The following is an 18,629-nucleotide window of genomic DNA, read 5'->3' as shown; positions in this document are numbered from 1 at the left end:
CTTGACAACAATGAAAAAATTAACGGCATTGCTGCTGACGTTTACCGCTCTGGTGGGGTCTTCGTGTAAAGACTACCTGGAGGAAGAATTAGTGTCTACACTGACGTATCAGTATTATGATACCGAACAGGGAGTCGAAGATTTAGTGAAAGCCGCTTACGAAACGACCCGCTATAAGTTTGGCTATGAACATGGGTACGCTATGTTCAACTTCGGGGATGATGAGTTCGTGCAGGGCGACCAGCTTAATCACAACTATTATAACAACTACGACAACCGGCTGAATGCGCTCGACGGCTTCTTCAGCGATGTGTGGGGAGCCTACTACGACGGCATCAACCGGTGTAACATTGCTATTCAGCGCATTCCGACTGTGCCGGGCGTGCGTACGCTCACGACCCCCGCAGCCCGAGCCGCCCGCTTAGCCGAGGTGCGGTTTCTGCGGGGCTACTACTATTTCTTACTGGTGCAGCAATTTGGGCCCATTCCGCTCATTACCGAGCCATCGGAAGGAGTTCGGCTGGAGTTCGACCGGTCACCCGTTGCGGATATCTACAAACGTATCGTCAGTGATTTACGGTTTGCGGCTGATAATCTGCCCGCTACACAGTCAGAGTTTGGCCGGGCAACCAAAGGCGCTGCGCAGCACATCCTGGCTGATGCGTATCTGACCCGGGGGAGTGCCGTAACGGACCAGCGGGGGCAGTTGCCTACTGACATTGATAGTGCCGCTTACTACGCCGATCAGGTGATTGGTTCATCGGTGTACGCCCTGGAACCTGATTACGGTACGCTCTGGGATTTTACCAACATTGCCACCTCGAATGTAGCCAATAACCTGGCGGCTGCCCAGCGCAGTAAAGAAATCATCTTTTCGGCGCAGTTTAATGCTAACCTGAACCTGGCGGGGCGATTGGGCAACCAGATGCACATGTATTTCCTGATGGCCTACGACACCAGCGAACCGGGCATGGTTCGGGATATTGTAAACGGACGGCCGTTCCGGCGGTTGCGGCCTTCGGATTATGCCATGGATATTTACGACCGCAAGAACGATTCACGTTTCTACAAAAGCATGAAGCTGGCCTACAAGGCTAATAATGCGGCCAGTATTCCACGGTGGACAGCGACCGATGCTCCCAACGCTGGCTTGGTGGGTAGGGCTAAATACACGCTGGGTGATACCGCAATTCTGGTGGTGGTGAACAGTAAAGAAACCACCCTAAAAGACACGGATCTGGCAAAGAATCGATACCGGCTTTATGCCCGCTATTACCGCAGAGCCAGCGACAATTCACTGGTAGACGGTGTCGCGGCTGCCGGGGGCGGCAAGTTCCCGACGCTGCTTAAATACATTGATCCAAACCGGCTCAGCGTAGCGCAGCAGCAAGGAACCCGCGACGGAATTATTGCTCGCCTGGGCGAAACCTATCTGATTGCCGCCGAAGCCTACGGCCGAAAAGGTGATTATGCCAAAGCGTTGACCTACATCAATAAGTTACGCGAGCGGGCGGCCTACAAACAGGGCGAAACGAAGGTGCCCCAATATTGGATGGTGGAAGGTGGGCAGCGGGGCGACGTCAGCAGTACGTTACCGGCCATCACTGTTACAGACGCCAAGTTTACGACCAACGACCCGGCTGAGCAGTACCCGCCGTCGGCTACCACCACGCCCCAGCGATTCATCCATTTCATCCTGAATGAACGGACCCGTGAGCTGTTGGGCGAACTGCACCGCTGGGAAGACCTGGTACGTACCGAAACATTGATTGAGCGGGCTAAGCTATTCAATCCGCAGGCGCAGAACATCCAGCCGTATCACAAACTACGCCCTATTCCGCAGACGCACCTGGAACGAATCTTCAAAAACGGAGCTCCACTGACAACCTCCGAGCGGCAGGCCGAGCAGAATCCGGGATATTAGCCACGATATTACTGGAGGTAGCGTACAAGAACACTTGACTGGGCATGCTTAACGTATCTGGTCAAGTGTTTTTGTTTTGTAAAAAAATTAATAAGTATATTTTTTCTTTAAAAAGTTAATAAAACAGGTAGGGTCAGGAGAGTGGACATAGTTACTCTGGCTAGCTTCGTAGGTACACTAAACTCTTCCTTTTTATGAAAACTTTTCCTTTTGTTGGGCGGTGGTACAGCTGCCTGTCGCGCTACTTCTATACTCATCTGGGCCTTATGTCGGTGACACTAGTCGTGTTCATTGTGTTAAACGGCCTTCATGGTTATGCACAGAAACGCATGGAGCGGCTGAACCGGGGCGTAGTGGCCGTCCGTACCAGCGCTAGTCAGGTATACGTTGGCTGGCGAATGTTCGGGACCGAGCCAGCCAATGTTGCCTTCAACGTGTACCGGGGATCAACCAAGATCAATTCATCGCCCATTACCAATTCAACGAATATTGTTGATAACACGAGTACGAACGCTACGTATACCGTTCGGCCGGTGATTAATGGTGTTGAACAGCCGGCTTCCGAATCGGCCTCAGTCTGGGCGCAGAACTACCTGTCCATTCCAATCCAGGTCCCTCCGGGAGGCACTACGCCCACCGGAGAAGCCTATACGTACAGCGCTAACGATTGTAGCGTGGGCGACCTGGACGGCGATGGCGACTACGAAATTGTGGTGAAGTGGGACCCTTCTAACTCAAAAGACAACTCACAAGCGGGTTATACGGGTAACGTCTACCTCGATGCGTACCGACTCGATGGTACACGCCTATGGCGTATTGACTTGGGCCGTAACATCCGGGCCGGGGCGCATTACACCCAGTTTATGGTCTATGATTTAGACAGCGACGGTAAAGCCGAAGTAGCCTGCAAAACTGCCGACGGCACCCGCGACGGTCGCGGAACCGTGATAGGAAACGCCAGTGCCGACTACCGTAATTCTAGCGGTTACATCCTGACGGGGCCGGAGTTTCTGACCATCTTCAACGGCCAGACCGGTGCGGCCATGGCTACAGCCGACTACGTACCGGCTCGCGGTACGGTTTCGTCCTGGGGAGATGGCTACGGCAACCGCGTCGACCGGTTTGTGTCGACAATTGCGTATGTCGACGGTCAGCGACCCAGCCTGATTATGGGGCGTGGTTATTACACGCGTCTGGTGCGCGTAGCCTGGGATTGGCGGAATGGTCAGCTCACACGCCGATGGACGTTCGATAGTAATTCGTCAACGCCAGGGAACAGCAACTATGCCGGCCAGGGAAACCATCAGTTAACTACCGGCGATCTTGACGGTGATGGGAAGGATGAAATCGTAAATGGCTCCAGTGTAATCAATGATAATGGGGCTGGCTTATATGCCAACGGCTTAGGGCACGGCGATGCCCTGCACATGAGTGATATGGACCCCGATCGGCCGGGTCAGGAGGTGTGGCAGCCGCACGAAGATCCCGGTTCTTATGGAAACTATGGCCTGGAGTTCCGCGATGCCCGAACCGGTCAGCCACTGTGGGGCGTGCCCGCTACCGGCGATGTTGGCCGGGGCCTAGCCGCCGATATTGACCCGCGTTACAAAGGCTACGAGTGCTGGGGATCGACGGGTGGTCTGTACACTTGTAAAGGGCAGCAGATCAGCACCGCCAAGCCGTCGTCGGCTAACTTCGCCATCTGGTGGGACGGCGACCTGTCGCGCGAGATATTGGACGGCGCTACGCTCAACAAATGGGACCCCAACACCAGTACCACGAACCGCCTGTTCACGATTTATAACTCAGGGGGCGCTACGCCGATCAACGGTTCCAAGAACAACCCCGGCGTCACCGCTGACTTATTGGGCGACTGGCGGGAGGAGATGGTGTACCGCAATAGCAACAGCACCCAACTACTGCTCTTTACGACGACTGCCACTACGTCTACCCGCATCTACACCCTGATGCACGATGCACAGTATCGCGTTGCGGTGGCTCACCAGAATTCAGCCTATAATCAACCCCCACATCCAAGTTTCTACCTTGGCACGGGCATGAGTACGCCACCAACGCCAAACATTACGCTGGTTGGTACGGGCAGCGGCCGGATTGGCGACACCGAATCGGCGGAGAAGGTCTCCATCGCCGTCGTTTATCCCAATCCCACAACGGGCAGCTTCGTTATCAAGGCGGCTGGGCAGTTCTCGTTCCAGATCAGCGATGAGCAGGGCCGAACCTTGGAGCAAGGGCAGGGCCAAGATGAGGTGACCGCCGGAGGGCAGTTGAAAGCTGGTCTGTACATTGTCAACGTGCAGGCCGAGCAGGGAAAGAAGGCAATTAAAGTAGTGAAGCAATAGCCGGAGCTACAGGCGAATTAACAGATAATTAGATAGGCACTCCAGTAGAACACTTGGTTGGGCATCGTGGATGCACCTGACCAAGTGTTTTTGTTTCTGTAGCAGAAGGCTGACTCGACTCTAAACACTCGCGTACTGGTATGTTACGGCCTGTATTTGCCAAATATCAAAAACTAAGGCTAGTTTCACGTTCAATAAAATGCTTCATAACTTGAGGTCGGCTGGCCCTCTCTGCGGATAGACTTAACGTTTATATTCTATGAAAGTAACCAAAAAAATAAGGCAATTCCTTCTTGAGCCGCTGCAAGCGCAACTCCACCAAGTGCAAGTCCAGCTCAGACAAGCGAAAGAAGATAACGCGGCTACTAAACTAGTGATGGGGGCAGCGCTGGCCAAGCTAGTTAAGCAGGCTAACTCAATGAAGGAAGCGGAATTTAAAATATTTTCCCAGTTTGGCGATGATGGCATTATCCAGTACTTAATCAATTACGTCAAACCGCGCGTGGATACCTTTGTTGAATTCGGCGTTGAAGATTATGAAGAGGCCAACACGCGCTTCTTATTGATGAATGATAATTGGAAGGGATTGATTATTGATGGTTCGTCAACCTTCATTGATCACATTAAGAGTAGTTCATTTTATTGGCGCTATAGCCTAAAAGCCGTTACGAGCTTTGTTACCGCCGAAAACATCAACCAACTGCTGGTGAGCAACGGGATTGTTGGTCAGATCGGGTTGCTTAGTATTGACATCGACGGCAATGATTACTGGGTGTGGAAAGCCATTACGGCGGTAGAGGCCGACATTGTGGTTATTGAATACAATAGTTTGTTTGGGGCTGAGCGAGCGATTAGTGTACCGTATAAACCTGATTTTATGCGGGAGGAAGCGCATTACTCGTATCTGTACTTTGGTGCGTCACTACCCGCTTTGTATGCCTTAGCGATTGAAAAGGGCTATGCGTTTGTGGGCTGTAATCAGGCGGGTAACAATGCGTACTTCGTGAAAAAAGAGAAATTGAATGGCTTATCTGCTTTATCGGTTGAGGAGGGGTATGTGTATTCTCGTTTTCGGGAAAACCGCAATCAGGAAGGGGTCATGTCTTTTCTGGACGGTGCCGAACGAAGCGCGCTCCTGAAAGGCCTCCCTGTTATCAACATAGAAACGAATAAGGAAGAATATCTGTAAGCTTGGCGTTTCAATAGATCCTTTGTACAAAAGCGGGGCTAGCTGTACTCCATTATAGATTAACAATATCTGGTTCTTGATAATGCAGTTTATTGATTCCCTTCAAATCAGGAGTTGCTATTACTCGCCAATCAAACAAGCTGATCCTTGAACGTGCAACCGGCTCCTGAACTAGATACAAAGCTCCGCCCAACGCTGCCCAGAGCAGCGTAATCACTGTAAACGTTTTCATGGGTTGAATGAATTAGAGGTTTGTAGGAAGATTTAGCGTAAAGGCAGATCAAAACGGCCTTCGGTGATGCGGATGGTATCACAACCGGGTTGAACTAAAGTAAACGAGAAGCGGCCTGCAATCACCCGGCGCTCTACGTCTAAGCGGGTGATGGTGAGCCGACCTTCCTGGATGGGCTGATAGCGTGTGCCCCCCAGAAAGTCACCACAGCCGGGCGGTAGGCTCTCATCCCGATAAACTAACCCGGCAGTTGAATCCCCTTCAAACCGGTAGGTGCCCGGTCCCTTGACACCATTTTTTTTAAAAGTTAATGACTGCTCTCCTCGATTATACTCAGCAGATATATTCAAAACCTGGTGATAACCGGGATCATAGCTCATCGTTACGGCACCAAAGCCAAAGCGGTACTTGCCGCCCGGCAGCCATACCTTCCCGTTGATTAAACAACCCAGTGTGTTTTGCCCCGTTGCTGTTTCGGGGGGCAGTTGGGGATCAACCTGTTTGGGCCCACAGCCCCACAAAAGACTCAGCAGCATGACGCACTGAATTAAGCTTGACAATAGGTTCGTTCTCATAACAGTAAGGTGTTTTGCGTTGACTTTATTTTAACTAACCTTGTTATTAATTAAGTGTGATGGCCTTGCATAAAGGGGCTACTCACATCATCTGCATGTCGTTGAGGCCAAACATAATTATTTCTTCACCCAGGGTAAATATTGGCTTTAGAGATAGTCGTCGTTGAATAGGATGAGCAACTATTCCTAAAGCCAATTCATGCGTCTCATATTGTTAATTACACTAACTACCAATAGCCCCAACGGACACTATTTATATATAAGTCGTCTCAATTACGAGCTCGAAACGGCGGAATTCAACCGTTAACGTATAAGCTTTTAGGAAATTAGGGCTCTACTATGATTGCTGTGACGAATGACTTCCCCCTGTCTTTTACCAAGATGTCCGGTTACAATAAGTTGAGTAACCTGCCATTTCAACCAGTTTTTAAATTGAACCAAAAATTTATTTAGTAGGCATTAGTAAGGATAATATGCTGTTAAAAGGTGTACTGTCTTAAATAGATAGAATGTTTCGTGAGAATGTTGATAGTCTGCTACCGCAAATGCCCTGTAATTTAGAGCGCATAAAAAAACTTAGGAGGTGAAACAAATTCTAAAACTTGGACTGTAGTTTACTTTTTTACGAATACAGTGATAGTCGTACCATTTGCCCTGGCTGACCTAGACAGAATACCCCGGTCTTTTTTATGCTCTCTTACTTGCTAACCGTTTGAAACTGCTCACCATTCATCGCTTTGTCTTTAGCCATCACAATGCGTATTCGTAACTGAAACTGCTGATGAACACCTTTTTTGTCTTCCTATCTTCGAAGCGGGCTTGTTTGCTGATTACCCGACCATCGGCGTTGTGTTCGTAGCTGTATGTTGTCGTTCCGCTCAGCAGACGACCCGTCCAGGATCTGCTGTAAGTGGAATAAGCAGGGCTGATTTGATAGTAGAGTGACCAGCCATTGCTGAAGGTGAGGGTTGGGTTTTCGTCGGCTCCGGAAACCGTCGTCTTCCTGATGACCTCGTTTTTATCATTGTACTCGTAGGTAGTCCGATTCGTAAACTGGTATTTAGCGGGTGCCGGATGAATCACCTTGCTTCCTACCGGGAAATCGTGGGTGAGATAAACCGAATCCTGCTCCTCAATAACCCGCTTCTGGCTGTCATAAGTAAAGCGTCGCTTAGTCACCCAAAGAGGATATCGATTACCGTATCCTATTCGATCTGCATAAAAAAAGAAGTCTTGGTGTAGCTGGCCAATCAGGACCTCTCCTTGATAGATTAACGAGTCAGACTCCCTAACCTCCCAGTAGTTGACAGTTTTAGAAAAGTATTGCTTAATGCCGACTACTCGCTGTCGGTCATCCAGGCGATAGATTCGAAACTCGTTGTTGATGTCCTGACCATTAGCCAGGTTGGTAGGGGTATAGAGGCAGAGCAGCGAGTAAGCCCGGCGTAAGTACTGAGAAGTGTATTGCTCTTCGAGTAACTGCTCCTGTGGATTGTAAAGCGATGTGATGCTGACGCTGTCGAGTGGCGTGAAACGCTTTTCCACCACTCGGCTCAGGTATGGACCTTTAGGAGGTTGGGGTTGTAGCGGCTGAACGGTGTCACACCCCCACAGCGTAGCGGCTAGTAAGAACAGCATCACCACAAACCGGGTCGACACACATCCGTTGGCTGGGCGGAGTAGATGGTTGTTCATAAGGGTGAGTAAGAGCATGGTTGGGTAAGTTGGCGTATTGACTCCCTATCAAGGTTTAGAAATTTTGATGGACGAACTAATTGTATTCTCGCTTGTAGTGACCAATTTCTGATTGTAAAAAACTTTATAGTTGGTAAAATAGGGAGCACATTTACCAACAGTCGGCGAGAAAGTCAAACGAAGCGTATCCGTGTCAGATTGGTTGAGGTAGATATAAAACAATTTGTCTACTGGCTGATCAATTTGGTTCTGACTCGTATAAATTGAGTCGATATGCAAAACGACATCGCCATTACCTAATGAAACCTTTTTTATTAAGTTCGTTGTATTGAGCAATCGAATAGAATCCACCAAGTGGATTGATGATTGCGACGCATTGCGAAATAGATTGTCTCCATTTTGGGCATTAATAAATTCAACAGCTAAAACAGCTGTTTCTAGCCGTACTGGTGTATCACCGTATCTATAGTCACATCCACAACCAGTCAGAATGCAACAAGCTATTAAGATGAATACAAAATTTGCCAATTGCATATTGCTAAAGCTGAGAATCAAAAGAATGTGATAAGCGTAAGCTTAATCCCTCTCGGTGTACTGATATTGGCTACGTGTTCAGCTAAACTGTCTTTACTTACCTGTCAATTTCCCTTTTTCAGGACGATTTTGATAATGTGCCTTTTAGATGGAAACAAACTGCCGTCGTACTGATGGTTAATCTGCCCCTGGGCATACTGGCCAGGGATCTCGGCCGAAACCGAATCTACGGTGTAATACTGGTTGTTCAGGTAAACACTATACCCATAGCTTAACTCATAGTGTCCAGCCCCTAAGCCTCCTGATTTAAATAGTCCCTGGTAAGAGAAAGCGCCGTCCTGGTTTGTCGTTAGCTTTTGGAGGACAACCAACTCGCCCCGCCCGTAGAACCCCTCCGATGCTTTGTAATAATTAATTTGCAAGGGATAGTTTACTGCCGGCTGGCCACTGCTCAGCAAGACTTTTCCTTCTATATAGGTCTCGCGTTCAACAGGCTTTAACCCGCAGCTTAGCGTACAAAAAAGCAGGAATATAACCCCTATGGGGCGAAACAGGTCTAAAGTTTTCATATCGCTATGACCTTTATTGTATCTTAACCGTTGTAATGAGTTTACTAATCTTTTAGACGCTAATGACCCCCCAACATAGCCAGGAGAAACGTATGAACAAAGGCTGGTCCTGTTTCGCTATAACGCTTGGCCTGCTGGTCGGTTTGGTAGCCTGTCGCGAGGAACCCCAACCCATTGCTCCACCGCCCGATCCTGCTGCGCTGATTGAAGGCGTTTACGGAGGATACTTGACCAGCCAGTCACCATCCGACATTTACATCTGGGCTTTCGATGGTATCATCCTGCTGAAACGAGTGGCACCGAGTGAGGTCAAATTGCACTCACTAGTTGGTTTTCTGACTCCTTACCGAATTAAACTCTACACCAAAGGTGATTCCATATTTTCCGAAAAAAATGAGCTTTTAGACTTGAGTGTCAAACTCAACAAAGGGCAACCTGGCACCTTGTACATTATACGCCGTAACTTACGGTCATTCCGTCCGGGGGCAATTGACCTCAATATATTTTCTTTAAGCGTGACTCAGCGTTACCAGCCGTTGTCTTTATATAAATCCACTCAACCACCCCCTGCGGGTAGCATCGCCGACCGAAGTGCCGGATTCTACTCCGGCGACGGAAGCTTGATTAGCAACATGAAGGAAACACCGGTGGGTTTGATTGCTCTGAAAGCAGTAAGTGCCGATACAGTCCAGATCTTGAATCGGTACGGTAACTTTGGCCCTTACAAAGTAGGGCTCCGCCAACTGCCAGGAACCGATCAATGGTCAGGCATCAGTACGGATGGGGCTATCAACGTGGAGCTAACCGTGACAGCAGATGGCCCCCAGCAAGTCCTCCTAAAGCCGGTGCCCAAAGACGCCCCCTTACCGGTTCAACTCATTGACTACAAATGGCAGCGCGGTAGTGGTCGATACGGGTTTGTATCCAGTCAATAAATCAATCTTCGGTTTGTCATCGAGCCCTGACATAGCTGTATTACGTACCAGGTGAAGGCACAGCCTACAAACCTGAGTGCATCATGATCCCGAACTTGGCCTCAGTAGTCAGGGCAACGGATAGAGCAACGGCTCTCATTCGGATCGTTGGTTGGGTAACTTAGGCTACATATAGGCAGGCAAATCGTTTCTGATCCGAACGTATCGGGGAAGAAGCATAGAACCCTCCTGTACTTGCCGGTACAGCTTTGGTGTAGATAAATTCGAGATGTCAGGAGAATACAGGTGGGTAGACAATGTGGTGGGTCTATCTTTGTTTCATAAACTCTGCTGCAACGTGCATCTATGATACGAATAGCCTCTTTTACCCTCTTCTTTTTTGCTTCTTTCGCAGCTTTTGCCCAGAAACCGTTAACCCTTTGGTACAAGCAACCCGCTCGTAACTGGAACGAAGCCCTGCCGGTCGGCAATGGTCGGCTGGGGGCTATGGTCTTTGGGCGGGCGAGCGACGAACTAATTCAGCTCAACGAAGCAACGCTCTGGTCGGGCGGACCGGTGAACCCAAATCCAACACCCGACGCGGCCACATACCTGCCCCAGGTGCGCGAAGCTTTGTTTCGCGAAGATTACAAAGCCGCCGACAACCTGGTCAAGAAAATGCAGGGATTGTACACCGAAGCGTACCAACCCCTGGGAGATCTGACGATTAAACAGACGTTCGCCGGTGAACCAACGGATTACTACCGCGACCTTAACATTACCGATGCCAGCGCTACTATCCGTTTCAAAGTCGGTGGGGTTGGCTACACCCGCGAAATTTTTGTGTCGGCACCCGATCAGGTGATTATCGTGCGGCTACGGGCCGACCAGAAAGGTAAGTTGAACGTAACAGTAGGCACGAAGAGTCCCCATCCAGTCACCAAAGCGGTGATTGGTCGCGATGAACTGGCGATGCGGGGGAAATCACCAGCTCATGCCGATCCGAACTACGTTCGCTACAATAAGGTGCCCGTTATTTACGAAGATTCGACGGGATGCCGGGGAACCCGCTTTGATCTGCGGTTAAAACTGAAATCATCCGACGGTAAAGTTGCAGCTGATACGGCGGGCATTCGTATTTCCGATGCTACAGAAGCCGTGTTCTATTTGTCGGCGGCAACCAGTTTCAATGGCTACAATAAGTGCCCCGATAGGGAGGGTAAGGATGAAAAAAAGCTGGCCGAAAACTACCTGAAAAAGGCGTTAACCAAGAGTGCCGACGCTATTCGGAAAGATCACATCGCGGATTATCAGCGCTATCTGAACCGCGTATCGTTTACGTTGAACGACGCTGAAGGTGCTACCAGGACGGCCGCCTTACCCACCGACGAGCGACTCCTGCGTTATGCCGGTGGCGAAGCCGACCCCGCGCTGGAAACACTCTATTTTCAATATGGGCGGTACTTGCTCATTTCCAGTTCCAGACCGGGAGGCACCGTCGCCAATCTACAGGGCATCTGGAACCCAATGACCCGCCCACCCTGGAGCAGCAACTACACCACGAACATCAACGCCGAAATGAACTACTGGCCTGCCGAAATGGTGAACCTGTCGGAGTTTCATACGCCACTGCTCGAATGGATTGGGTACATGGCCGTAACCGGCAAACAAACCGCTAAAAACTTTTATGGAGCAGGCGGCTGGACCGTTCACCATAACTCCGACATCTGGGCGACGTCGAACCCCGTGGGCGACCGCGGCAAAGGCGGACCTATGTGGGCGAACTGGGCGATGGGTGGCGCCTGGCTGTCGCAACATTTATGGGAGCACTACGCCTTCACCGGCGACCGGGCTTATCTGCAAAAAACAGCGTATCCTTTGATGAAAGACGCGGCTCAATTCTGCGTCGATTGGCTGGTGGAAGATAAACAAGGTCATCTGGTTACGGCTCCATCGACCTCGCCCGAGAACGTGTTTATAACCGAAAAAGGCGATAAGGAATCCGTCTCCATCGCCACGACCATGGACATCGGCTTGATCTGGGATTTGTTCTCGAACGTCATCGAAGCATCTGAGCATTTAGGGATCGACGCCGACTTCCGTAAGATGCTGGTCGAAAAGAAAAGCAAACTGTTCCCACTGCAGATTGGTAAAAAAGGCAATCTGCAGGAGTGGTATAAAGATTGGGAAGACCAGGACCCGCAGCACCGTCACGTATCACACTTGTTTGTGTTACACCCCGGTCGGCAGATTTCGCCCCTGACCTCACCAAAGTATGCGCAAGCCGCCCGCAAGACCTTAGATATTCGCGGTGATGGCGGAACCGGCTGGAGCAAATCCTGGAAAATTAATTTCTGGGCGCGACTGCACGATGGCAACCACGCTTATAAACTCCTGCGCGAGCTTCTTAAGCTGACTGGTGTGGAAGGCACTGATTACGCCGACGGAGGTGGAACGTATCCGAACCTATTTTGCGCGCACCCTCCGTTTCAAATCGACGGTAATTTCGGTGGTACATCGGGCATTGGTGAGATGCTGCTGCAAAGCCACGACGGCGTTGTTCACGTGTTACCCGCCATTCCTGATTCCTGGAAAGAGGGCGCCGTAAAAGGCCTTAAAGCACGGGGCGGGTTTGAACTTGATTATAGCTGGAAAGACGGTAAGCTGACCAAGTTGACCGTTCGTTCGCAGCAAGGCGGCAACTGTCGCCTGCGGGTGTACAACCAGCTAAAGTCAACCGGAGCGGCCAAACTGACAACTGCCAAAGGCACTAATCCGAATCCGTTTTATCAGATGCCCGCCAATCAGTACCAAGAAACCTCGCCCGACACGGCTGCTAACGGCGCTGTGGTATATGATTTGGCTACCCAAGCTGGTAAGGAATATGTGCTGATGGCTCAATAACTCTATGTAATTTCTTTCCGTTCATCATAACCAATTCAATCAAAATGAACTACATCAAAACACTTGCATTTGCTTTGTTTGCCTTTGTCATATTACTAGCTGCTAAACCAAAAACGCCCGCTGATGACAAACAGGCCGTTACGCAGGCGGTGGAGAAGCTCCGCAAAGCCATGATCGATCCCGACAAAGCCACGCTTGAGGCCTTGGTCACGAATGAGTTAAGTTATGGACATTCGGGCGGGAATGTTGAAGACAAAGCCGCTTTTGTCGAAGCGCTCGTCAGCGGTGCATCGGACTTTAAAACGATGGACCTCACCGACCAGACGATCACTGTAGTTGATAACACGGCCTTAGTGCGCCATAAGTTATCCGGCGAAACAAGCAACAAAGGCGTAGCGGGCCAGGTCAAGCTGGCGGTGTTGCTGGTATGGGTAAAGCAAAAAGGCGACTGGAAACTGCTGGCCCGACAAGCGGTGAAAATCTAGGTCGTTTGTTGAGCATAGTCTCCAGACTATGCTCGAGCGTTATCCGGTCTCTGACCGGTCTAGATTATGAGGTGCACATTTTCGGTCACAGACCGGATAACGCCGGGCCTTAATCTGGAGACTACGGCTAACCGGCCCACATCAAATGAAAAACAACATCCAAGCAATCATCGCCTATGCTCTTCCTGATCACGTTGATCTCACTCTGGCTCAATGGGCCAGCCAGTAACGATCCGCTGCCGTGGGTGAAAGAAGTAGGTGCGCGGACCGTACCGACGAAAAAGACGGTATTTGCCACTGCCAGTTACGGCACTGTAGCCGATGGAAAAACGCTCAACACAAAAGCGATTCAGGCAGCTATTGATGCCTGTGCCGCCAAAGGAGGGGGTATTGTTACGTTCAAACCAGGGGCTTATCTTACCGGCTCGCTGTTTCTCAAAAAGGGCGTTACGCTGCACCTCGACAAAGGAGTCGAATTGCTGGGCAGTCAGTCGCTCGCTGATTATGCCGAGATTGATACGCGGGTAGCCGGTATTGAAATGAAGTGGCCAGCCGCTCTCATCAACATCATTGATCAGAGCAACGTTGCCGTAACGGGTGAGGGAACGGTTAATGCCCAGGGCAAACCCTTTTGGGATAGTTACTGGGCATTGCGCAAGGAGTATGAACAGAAAGGCCTGCGCTGGATTGTCGACTACGATGCTAAACGGCCCCGTACGTTACTAGTGTCAGGTTCATCAAATGTCACGCTGAAGGGAATTACGCTCCAGCAGGCGGGTTTCTGGACCGTACACATTCTGTATTCAGACCATGTAACGGCCGATGGACTCGTAATCCGTAACAACATTGGTGGGCACGGCCCCAGCACCGACGGAATCGATATCGACTCCTCGACGTATATACTCGTCCAGAACTGCGACATCGATTGCAACGACGATAATTTTTGCTTGAAAGCGGGCCGCGATTGGGACGGCCTGCGGGTGAATCGGCCTACCGAGTATATCGTCATTCGAGATTGCGTTTCCGGTGCCGGTGGCGGACTGATTACGTTCGGCAGCGAAACGTCGGGCAGCATCCGGCACGTATTGGCGCGCAATCTCAAAGCGAAAGGAACGGGCGTTGGCATTCGATTTAAGTCTGCCATGACCCGAGGGGGCACCGTAGAAGATATTTACCTGGAAGATATTCACATGCAAAGTGTAGGTGTACCGCTCGAAGTAACCATGAACTGGAACCCCAGCTACAGCTATTCGACCCTGCCGGATGGCTATACCGAAGCTACCTTGCCCGCTCATTGGAAAGCTATGCTGAAGAAAGTAGAACCAGTTGAACGAGGAATTCCGCACTTCCGCAACGTGCAGGTGTCGCGCCTGACGGTAACCGATGCCCGGCGGGCCGTAATGGCCAGCGGCCTGGCGGAATCGCCTTTAGAGAACTTCCGATTAAACGATGTGACCATCACTGCCAATGCTGCCGGTGAGGTTGACTACGGGCGCAACTGGACGTTCAAAAACGTAGTCATAAAAGCAAAAGACAATCAGCCTGTTGTAGTGAAAAATAGTATGGGCGTACATCTATAGTAGTTATCAATGCCATGCGGGTAGCTTTTCTAATCAAAGGTAACGTATCAAGTACAAACAAATAAGCCCATCAGGAGTCTGGTGGGCTTAATTACTTACCTATGATAAAACAAAAATTTACACGGAAAATAGCTTGATAAAGCGTAAGGCTTTAATGGAAGGTCATTAGGCCGATGCACGTCGAATCATGTAGAACGGATTCTTTACCTTAACTCGCTGCTTGTCGAGCAGTAACCGGGCCGCTGTCCGACCCATCATTTCAAAATCAGTGGTGATAACCGTGATGCCCAAAAGCTCTTTAAGCGTCGTTTCGTTAAATGAGATGATACCGATGTCTTGTCCTAATCGGTAAGTAGACTGACGCACTTTTTTGACCAACTCAGCCAGGTCCGTTTCTTCCACAACAACGTAGGTCGTACTGGCTTGTAGCGTCTCATCCAGAGCGCTCTCCTTCACCGTAAACTGTTTGTCATAGACAATGCAAAACGAACGAAACCCACGGGCAATTTCTACGGGATAGTTACCGTCGCTGGGTAGTACCAAAACGAGCCGTTTGTATTTGTTGAGTAGGTCGAGGCCGGTTTCAAGGGCGGCAAAAATGTCTTTCTCAAAGTTCTGAAAAACACTGAGGGGCGTTCCGGGTAGCTCGGGTAAGTCCTTGTCGAGCAACACCAGTTCATCGGTCGGAATCATAGCTAACACCTTGCGATAATCAACGTCGTCGGCATCCTGTGTGAAGTGCGGCATCACCACGTAATAGTTGTACTTGCCGAGGTTCTTTTCCACAATGTCCTGAAAGTTGCGGGCGCTGTAGTGGTGAATCTGCAAATCAACCGTGGCTCGGTCGCCCAGTGCCTGCAGGAACGAATAATAGATAATCTTTTTGTAAGAGCTTAACTTATTAAAGATCAGCAGGATTTTTAGTTTCGTTGAGTCACCCGATTGTACATAATACCCTTTCCCCTGCACGGAGGTGATATAGCCCCGTTCGCGTAATTCACGGTAGGCTTTCTCAACGGTATCACGAGCCAGGTAATATTCAACGCTCAACTCGCTAATCGATGGGAGCTGATTATTTTTCTTCAAAACGCCACGTTCAATGTCCGTAATAACTGACTGGACGATCTGCTTGTATTTGGGCGTTTTATCGAGCGGATTAAACTGTAGTTGGTAAGAGCAGACGGAAGGTATCCGATAGATACCCTTGAAGCCCGTTGAAGGGCTACGACTGGTGGAAGGGGATCTTGCTATCATAACGAAGGAGAGAATTGTACTTTTGTAGGAATGCCACTCCATTTATACAGGAATCGACCTGTTTGCATGGAGGAAGCTTACATTTTAATGGAATTATAATGAAATCTGAAGGCCTATTTTTTTATGCAATCGTTCCCGGGAACGATGCCAAATTGAATATTTCATAGGCTGGCTACAATAAAATCAAGTATTTTATGGGTTCTGGCAGGTATCCTTAGCGTTAAGAAGGGATTAAATAATTGTAATTTTTCGTAGAAAAGTATCCATATAATAATGGTGGCGCATAACTATAAGCGCTCAGCACAGGAAACATTTGATGCTTGGTAACGTACTTATTGACATTACTGAGCGAAACCGGGTCGAGATTAACTTTCAGAAAGGGAAAAACGATTAACGATGGCTATTGAAGCGGCCGCTTCAGGGACCCGGGATTTTAACTTGGTAACGGGTCAGGTGCAGTGGTCGGCTACCTGCAAGGTATTGTTTGGGTTGGCCCCCGATACCAGCGTTACCGCTGATATTCTGCTCGAACGTGTGCATCCGGACGATCGGGAGGGGTGCGGTTGGCTAATCTGCGTATACTAAGCCCCGAGAGCGACGGCAATCATGATATTATTTTCCGAACCATCGGATTAATTGATAACAAAGAGCGCTGAGTACACGCCAAAGGCTGCACAATGCTCGATGAGCAGGGGCGGATTGTGCGGTTCTCCGGGATCGTTTCTTTCTGGACATCACCGAGCTAACCGAACGATGACCTTCCACCTTCCCTAAGCCTGTCCAATCAGGTATTAACTTACCATCGGATCAATGTATCGGATAACGGCATTGGCTTCGACGAGAAGCTTCTGGACCGCATCTTTCAGGTGTTTCAACGGCTTCATGGACGCCACCAGTATGCCGGTACGGGAATCGGGCTGGCTATCTGCGAAAAAGTAGTAGAAAACCATAAAGGCGCTATTACGGCCGTGAGCCAGCCAGGTCAAGGGGCCACATTCTCCGTGTACTTGCCTGCCGACTATGTTGACGCTTAGCGATTTCAGGATCGCTCAATGCCCAAGAGAGTACAAGTACGTATCAGAAAGGCCCCCTGCCCAAAAGGTGATCCAGCGATATGGGCTCATTACGTAGAATGAAAAAATAGACCAGACCCGCGAGTACTACATAGCTAAAGGCCAGCCATTTTTTCTTTTGGGCGAACTCCGCCGGGTGATGATGGTAGTCGTAGATCATGGAGGCCGACAACCCCATGACCATCAAAAAGAACGAGAAGACCCCGAAATCTGTTCGATACATGCTGACCGAGTGCATAAACCGAGCGCCCGACACAATGTACAGCAACCAGGCCGCAAAACCTGCCCGGTAGAGATATACACTCAGCCGCCGGTCGTTTTTAAGATCGAATAGGTCGTCGGTGAATTTTTCGGACATGGTTCTGTTTGTTTATATTGCCAGGCTGCTGGAGCGGTGAAAATACGAACTCTTAGGTATAAACGCAAAAAGATGATGCTTGATTCACAACCGGTTGACACCATTCAGGAATTTAATACGATGCACGTTGAACTCGTTCGTGTTGACGATGCCTTTCATTTCGAAGCCGTTGGAACATCGGGCGTAGCGCAACATATCGACGCGGCTACGGACATCGGCGGGCATAATGCCGGTGCTCGTCCGATGGAAATGCTGCTCATGGGCCTGGCAGGTTGCTCAGCCATCGACGTAATTCTGATTCTGCAAAAGCAAAAGCAGGTGATCGACGATTTCCGCCTGAAAGTAGACGGACTGCGCGAGAAAGGTGCGACCCCCGCGCCATTTAAAAAAGTTCATATTACGTATCTGCTGAAGGGGCAGCTCAACGCTGATAAAGTGAAACGCGCCATTGATCTGTCGATGGATAAGTACTGCTCGGCAACGGCGCAGTTTCGGCCAACGACCGAGATTACGTATTCGTTTGAATTGCTTTAAACACGGAGATAACGGAGGTTCTCACAGAGAACGGAGAGAATAACTAAGTGGGGTTGTTAGTTCCGGGTTGATGGGGTAGTCAAGTGTTGTCAAGAGTCATACGGCTCCTGACTGCCCTTGACCATACTTGACTGCCTAGTTGGAACAATGGCGTAGTTTTTGCCTAAATTCGGCTAAACGCACTGTTGCGTTTAGGAATCTAAAAACCAGTTCGTATCATGAAAAAAGCCCTACTCGGTCTGGCCCTGCTGACCACCCTCACTACCGTTTCGTTCGCGGCCGACGCTCGCAAAGACAAAAAGGCGAAAGCTAAAGCAAAATCAGAGAAATGCGAGAAGGCCGGTAGCCATGCCTGCTGCATGAAGAAAGCCCAGGCATAAGGCGTTGTTTGATTTCCGACAAAGTGTAACGACTCGGGCAATTATCCTGCGATAGTTGCCCGAGTCGTT

At 49.8% G+C, this 18,629-nt stretch carries 16 protein-coding genes and 1 pseudogene; 11 read left to right on the top strand and 6 right to left on the bottom strand.

Annotated elements, in window-relative coordinates; genetic code table 11:
- The first annotated feature begins 10 nt into the window (after positions 1-10).
- The 3 genes from ACFSUS_RS00170 to ACFSUS_RS00160 all read left to right on the top strand — a co-directional run bounded on the left by ACFSUS_RS00170 (position 11) and on the right by ACFSUS_RS00160 (position 5,473).
- Complete coding sequence (locus tag ACFSUS_RS00170) at positions 11-1,924, top strand: RagB/SusD family nutrient uptake outer membrane protein (RefSeq protein WP_381517384.1); 1,914 nt, start codon at positions 11-13, stop codon at positions 1,922-1,924.
- Between the two features lie 194 nt (positions 1,925-2,118).
- Complete coding sequence (locus ACFSUS_RS00165) at positions 2,119-4,284, top strand: rhamnogalacturonan lyase family protein (RefSeq protein ID WP_381517381.1); 2,166 nt, start codon at positions 2,119-2,121, stop codon at positions 4,282-4,284.
- Between the two features lie 259 nt (positions 4,285-4,543).
- Complete coding sequence (locus tag ACFSUS_RS00160; protein ID WP_381517379.1) at positions 4,544-5,473, top strand: hypothetical protein; 930 nt, start codon at positions 4,544-4,546, stop codon at positions 5,471-5,473.
- Positions 5,474-5,525: 52 nt separating this feature from the next.
- Here ACFSUS_RS00160 and ACFSUS_RS00155 read toward each other — a convergent pair whose 3' ends face one another.
- The 4 genes from ACFSUS_RS00155 to ACFSUS_RS00140 form a co-directional block, all read right to left on the bottom strand.
- On the bottom strand, positions 5,526-5,705 hold the full coding sequence (locus tag ACFSUS_RS00155) for a hypothetical protein (protein ID WP_381517376.1): 180 nt from the start codon (positions 5,703-5,705) through the stop codon (positions 5,526-5,528).
- Positions 5,706-5,737: 32 nt separating this feature from the next.
- On the bottom strand, positions 5,738-6,280 hold the full coding sequence (locus ACFSUS_RS00150; protein WP_381517374.1) for a hypothetical protein: 543 nt from the start codon (positions 6,278-6,280) through the stop codon (positions 5,738-5,740).
- 750 nt (positions 6,281-7,030) lie between these two features.
- Positions 7,031-7,975, bottom strand: coding sequence for a hypothetical protein (locus ACFSUS_RS00145; protein ID WP_381517371.1), 945 nt, complete (start codon positions 7,973-7,975; stop codon positions 7,031-7,033).
- A 638-nt stretch (positions 7,976-8,613) separates the two neighbouring features.
- The gene (locus tag ACFSUS_RS00140; protein WP_381517369.1) at positions 8,614-9,078 is read right to left on the bottom strand and encodes a hypothetical protein; all 465 of its coding nucleotides are present in this window, start codon (positions 9,076-9,078) and stop codon (positions 8,614-8,616) included.
- Between the two features lie 62 nt (positions 9,079-9,140).
- Between ACFSUS_RS00140 and ACFSUS_RS00135 the strand changes: the two genes are divergently transcribed.
- The 4 genes from ACFSUS_RS00135 to ACFSUS_RS00120 all read left to right on the top strand — a co-directional run bounded on the left by ACFSUS_RS00135 (position 9,141) and on the right by ACFSUS_RS00120 (position 14,961).
- Positions 9,141-10,013 carry a hypothetical protein gene (locus tag ACFSUS_RS00135; protein WP_381517366.1) on the top strand — a complete coding sequence of 291 codons (873 nt, stop codon included), beginning with the start codon at positions 9,141-9,143 and terminating at the stop codon, positions 10,011-10,013.
- Between the two features lie 345 nt (positions 10,014-10,358).
- Positions 10,359-12,896 carry a glycoside hydrolase family 95 protein gene (locus ACFSUS_RS00130; protein ID WP_381517362.1) on the top strand — a complete coding sequence of 846 codons (2,538 nt, stop codon included), beginning with the start codon at positions 10,359-10,361 and terminating at the stop codon, positions 12,894-12,896.
- A 44-nt stretch (positions 12,897-12,940) separates the two neighbouring features.
- Positions 12,941-13,381 carry a nuclear transport factor 2 family protein gene (locus ACFSUS_RS00125; protein ID WP_381517359.1) on the top strand — a complete coding sequence of 147 codons (441 nt, stop codon included), beginning with the start codon at positions 12,941-12,943 and terminating at the stop codon, positions 13,379-13,381.
- A gap of 176 nt (positions 13,382-13,557) precedes the next feature.
- Positions 13,558-14,961, top strand: coding sequence for a glycoside hydrolase family 28 protein (locus tag ACFSUS_RS00120; protein ID WP_381517356.1), 1,404 nt, complete (start codon positions 13,558-13,560; stop codon positions 14,959-14,961).
- A 165-nt stretch (positions 14,962-15,126) separates the two neighbouring features.
- On the opposite strand, the gene ACFSUS_RS00115 is transcribed toward ACFSUS_RS00120, so the two are convergent.
- Positions 15,127-16,215 (bottom strand): GntR family transcriptional regulator, encoded by a 1,089-nt coding sequence (locus ACFSUS_RS00115; protein ID WP_381517353.1) that lies wholly within the window; start codon positions 16,213-16,215, stop codon positions 15,127-15,129.
- Positions 16,216-16,611: 396 nt separating this feature from the next.
- Between ACFSUS_RS00115 and ACFSUS_RS00110 the strand changes: the two genes are divergently transcribed.
- Together ACFSUS_RS00110 and ACFSUS_RS00105 are read left to right on the top strand one after the other, a co-directional pair.
- Entirely contained in the window at positions 16,612-16,800 is a 189-nt protein-coding gene (locus ACFSUS_RS00110) for a hypothetical protein (RefSeq protein ID WP_381517350.1), read from the top strand.
- Positions 16,801-17,012: 212 nt separating this feature from the next.
- Positions 17,013-17,249 (top strand): annotated as a pseudogene (locus ACFSUS_RS00105) (sensor histidine kinase); the annotation flags it as partial.
- A gap of 43 nt (positions 17,250-17,292) precedes the next feature.
- On the opposite strand, the gene ACFSUS_RS00100 reads toward ACFSUS_RS00105, so the two are convergent.
- Positions 17,293-17,646 carry a hypothetical protein gene (locus ACFSUS_RS00100; protein ID WP_381517347.1) on the bottom strand — a complete coding sequence of 118 codons (354 nt, stop codon included), beginning with the start codon at positions 17,644-17,646 and terminating at the stop codon, positions 17,293-17,295.
- Positions 17,647-17,721: 75 nt separating this feature from the next.
- Here ACFSUS_RS00100 and ACFSUS_RS00095 point away from each other — a divergent pair, with 75 nt between their 5' ends.
- Together ACFSUS_RS00095 and ACFSUS_RS00090 are read left to right on the top strand one after the other, a co-directional pair.
- Complete coding sequence (locus ACFSUS_RS00095; protein ID WP_381519130.1) at positions 17,722-18,180, top strand: OsmC family protein; 459 nt, start codon at positions 17,722-17,724, stop codon at positions 18,178-18,180.
- A 218-nt stretch (positions 18,181-18,398) separates the two neighbouring features.
- Positions 18,399-18,560, top strand: coding sequence for a hypothetical protein (locus tag ACFSUS_RS00090; protein ID WP_381517344.1), 162 nt, complete (start codon positions 18,399-18,401; stop codon positions 18,558-18,560).
- Positions 18,561-18,629 lie beyond the last annotated feature (69 nt).

Origin of the sequence: Spirosoma soli (assembly GCF_042684525.1) — a bacterium.
Taxonomy (GTDB): Bacteria; Bacteroidota; Bacteroidia; order Cytophagales; family Spirosomataceae; genus Spirosoma; species Spirosoma soli.
The sequence above is the reverse complement of the archived record's forward strand: the minus strand, read 5'-3'. Positions and strand labels throughout refer to the sequence as shown.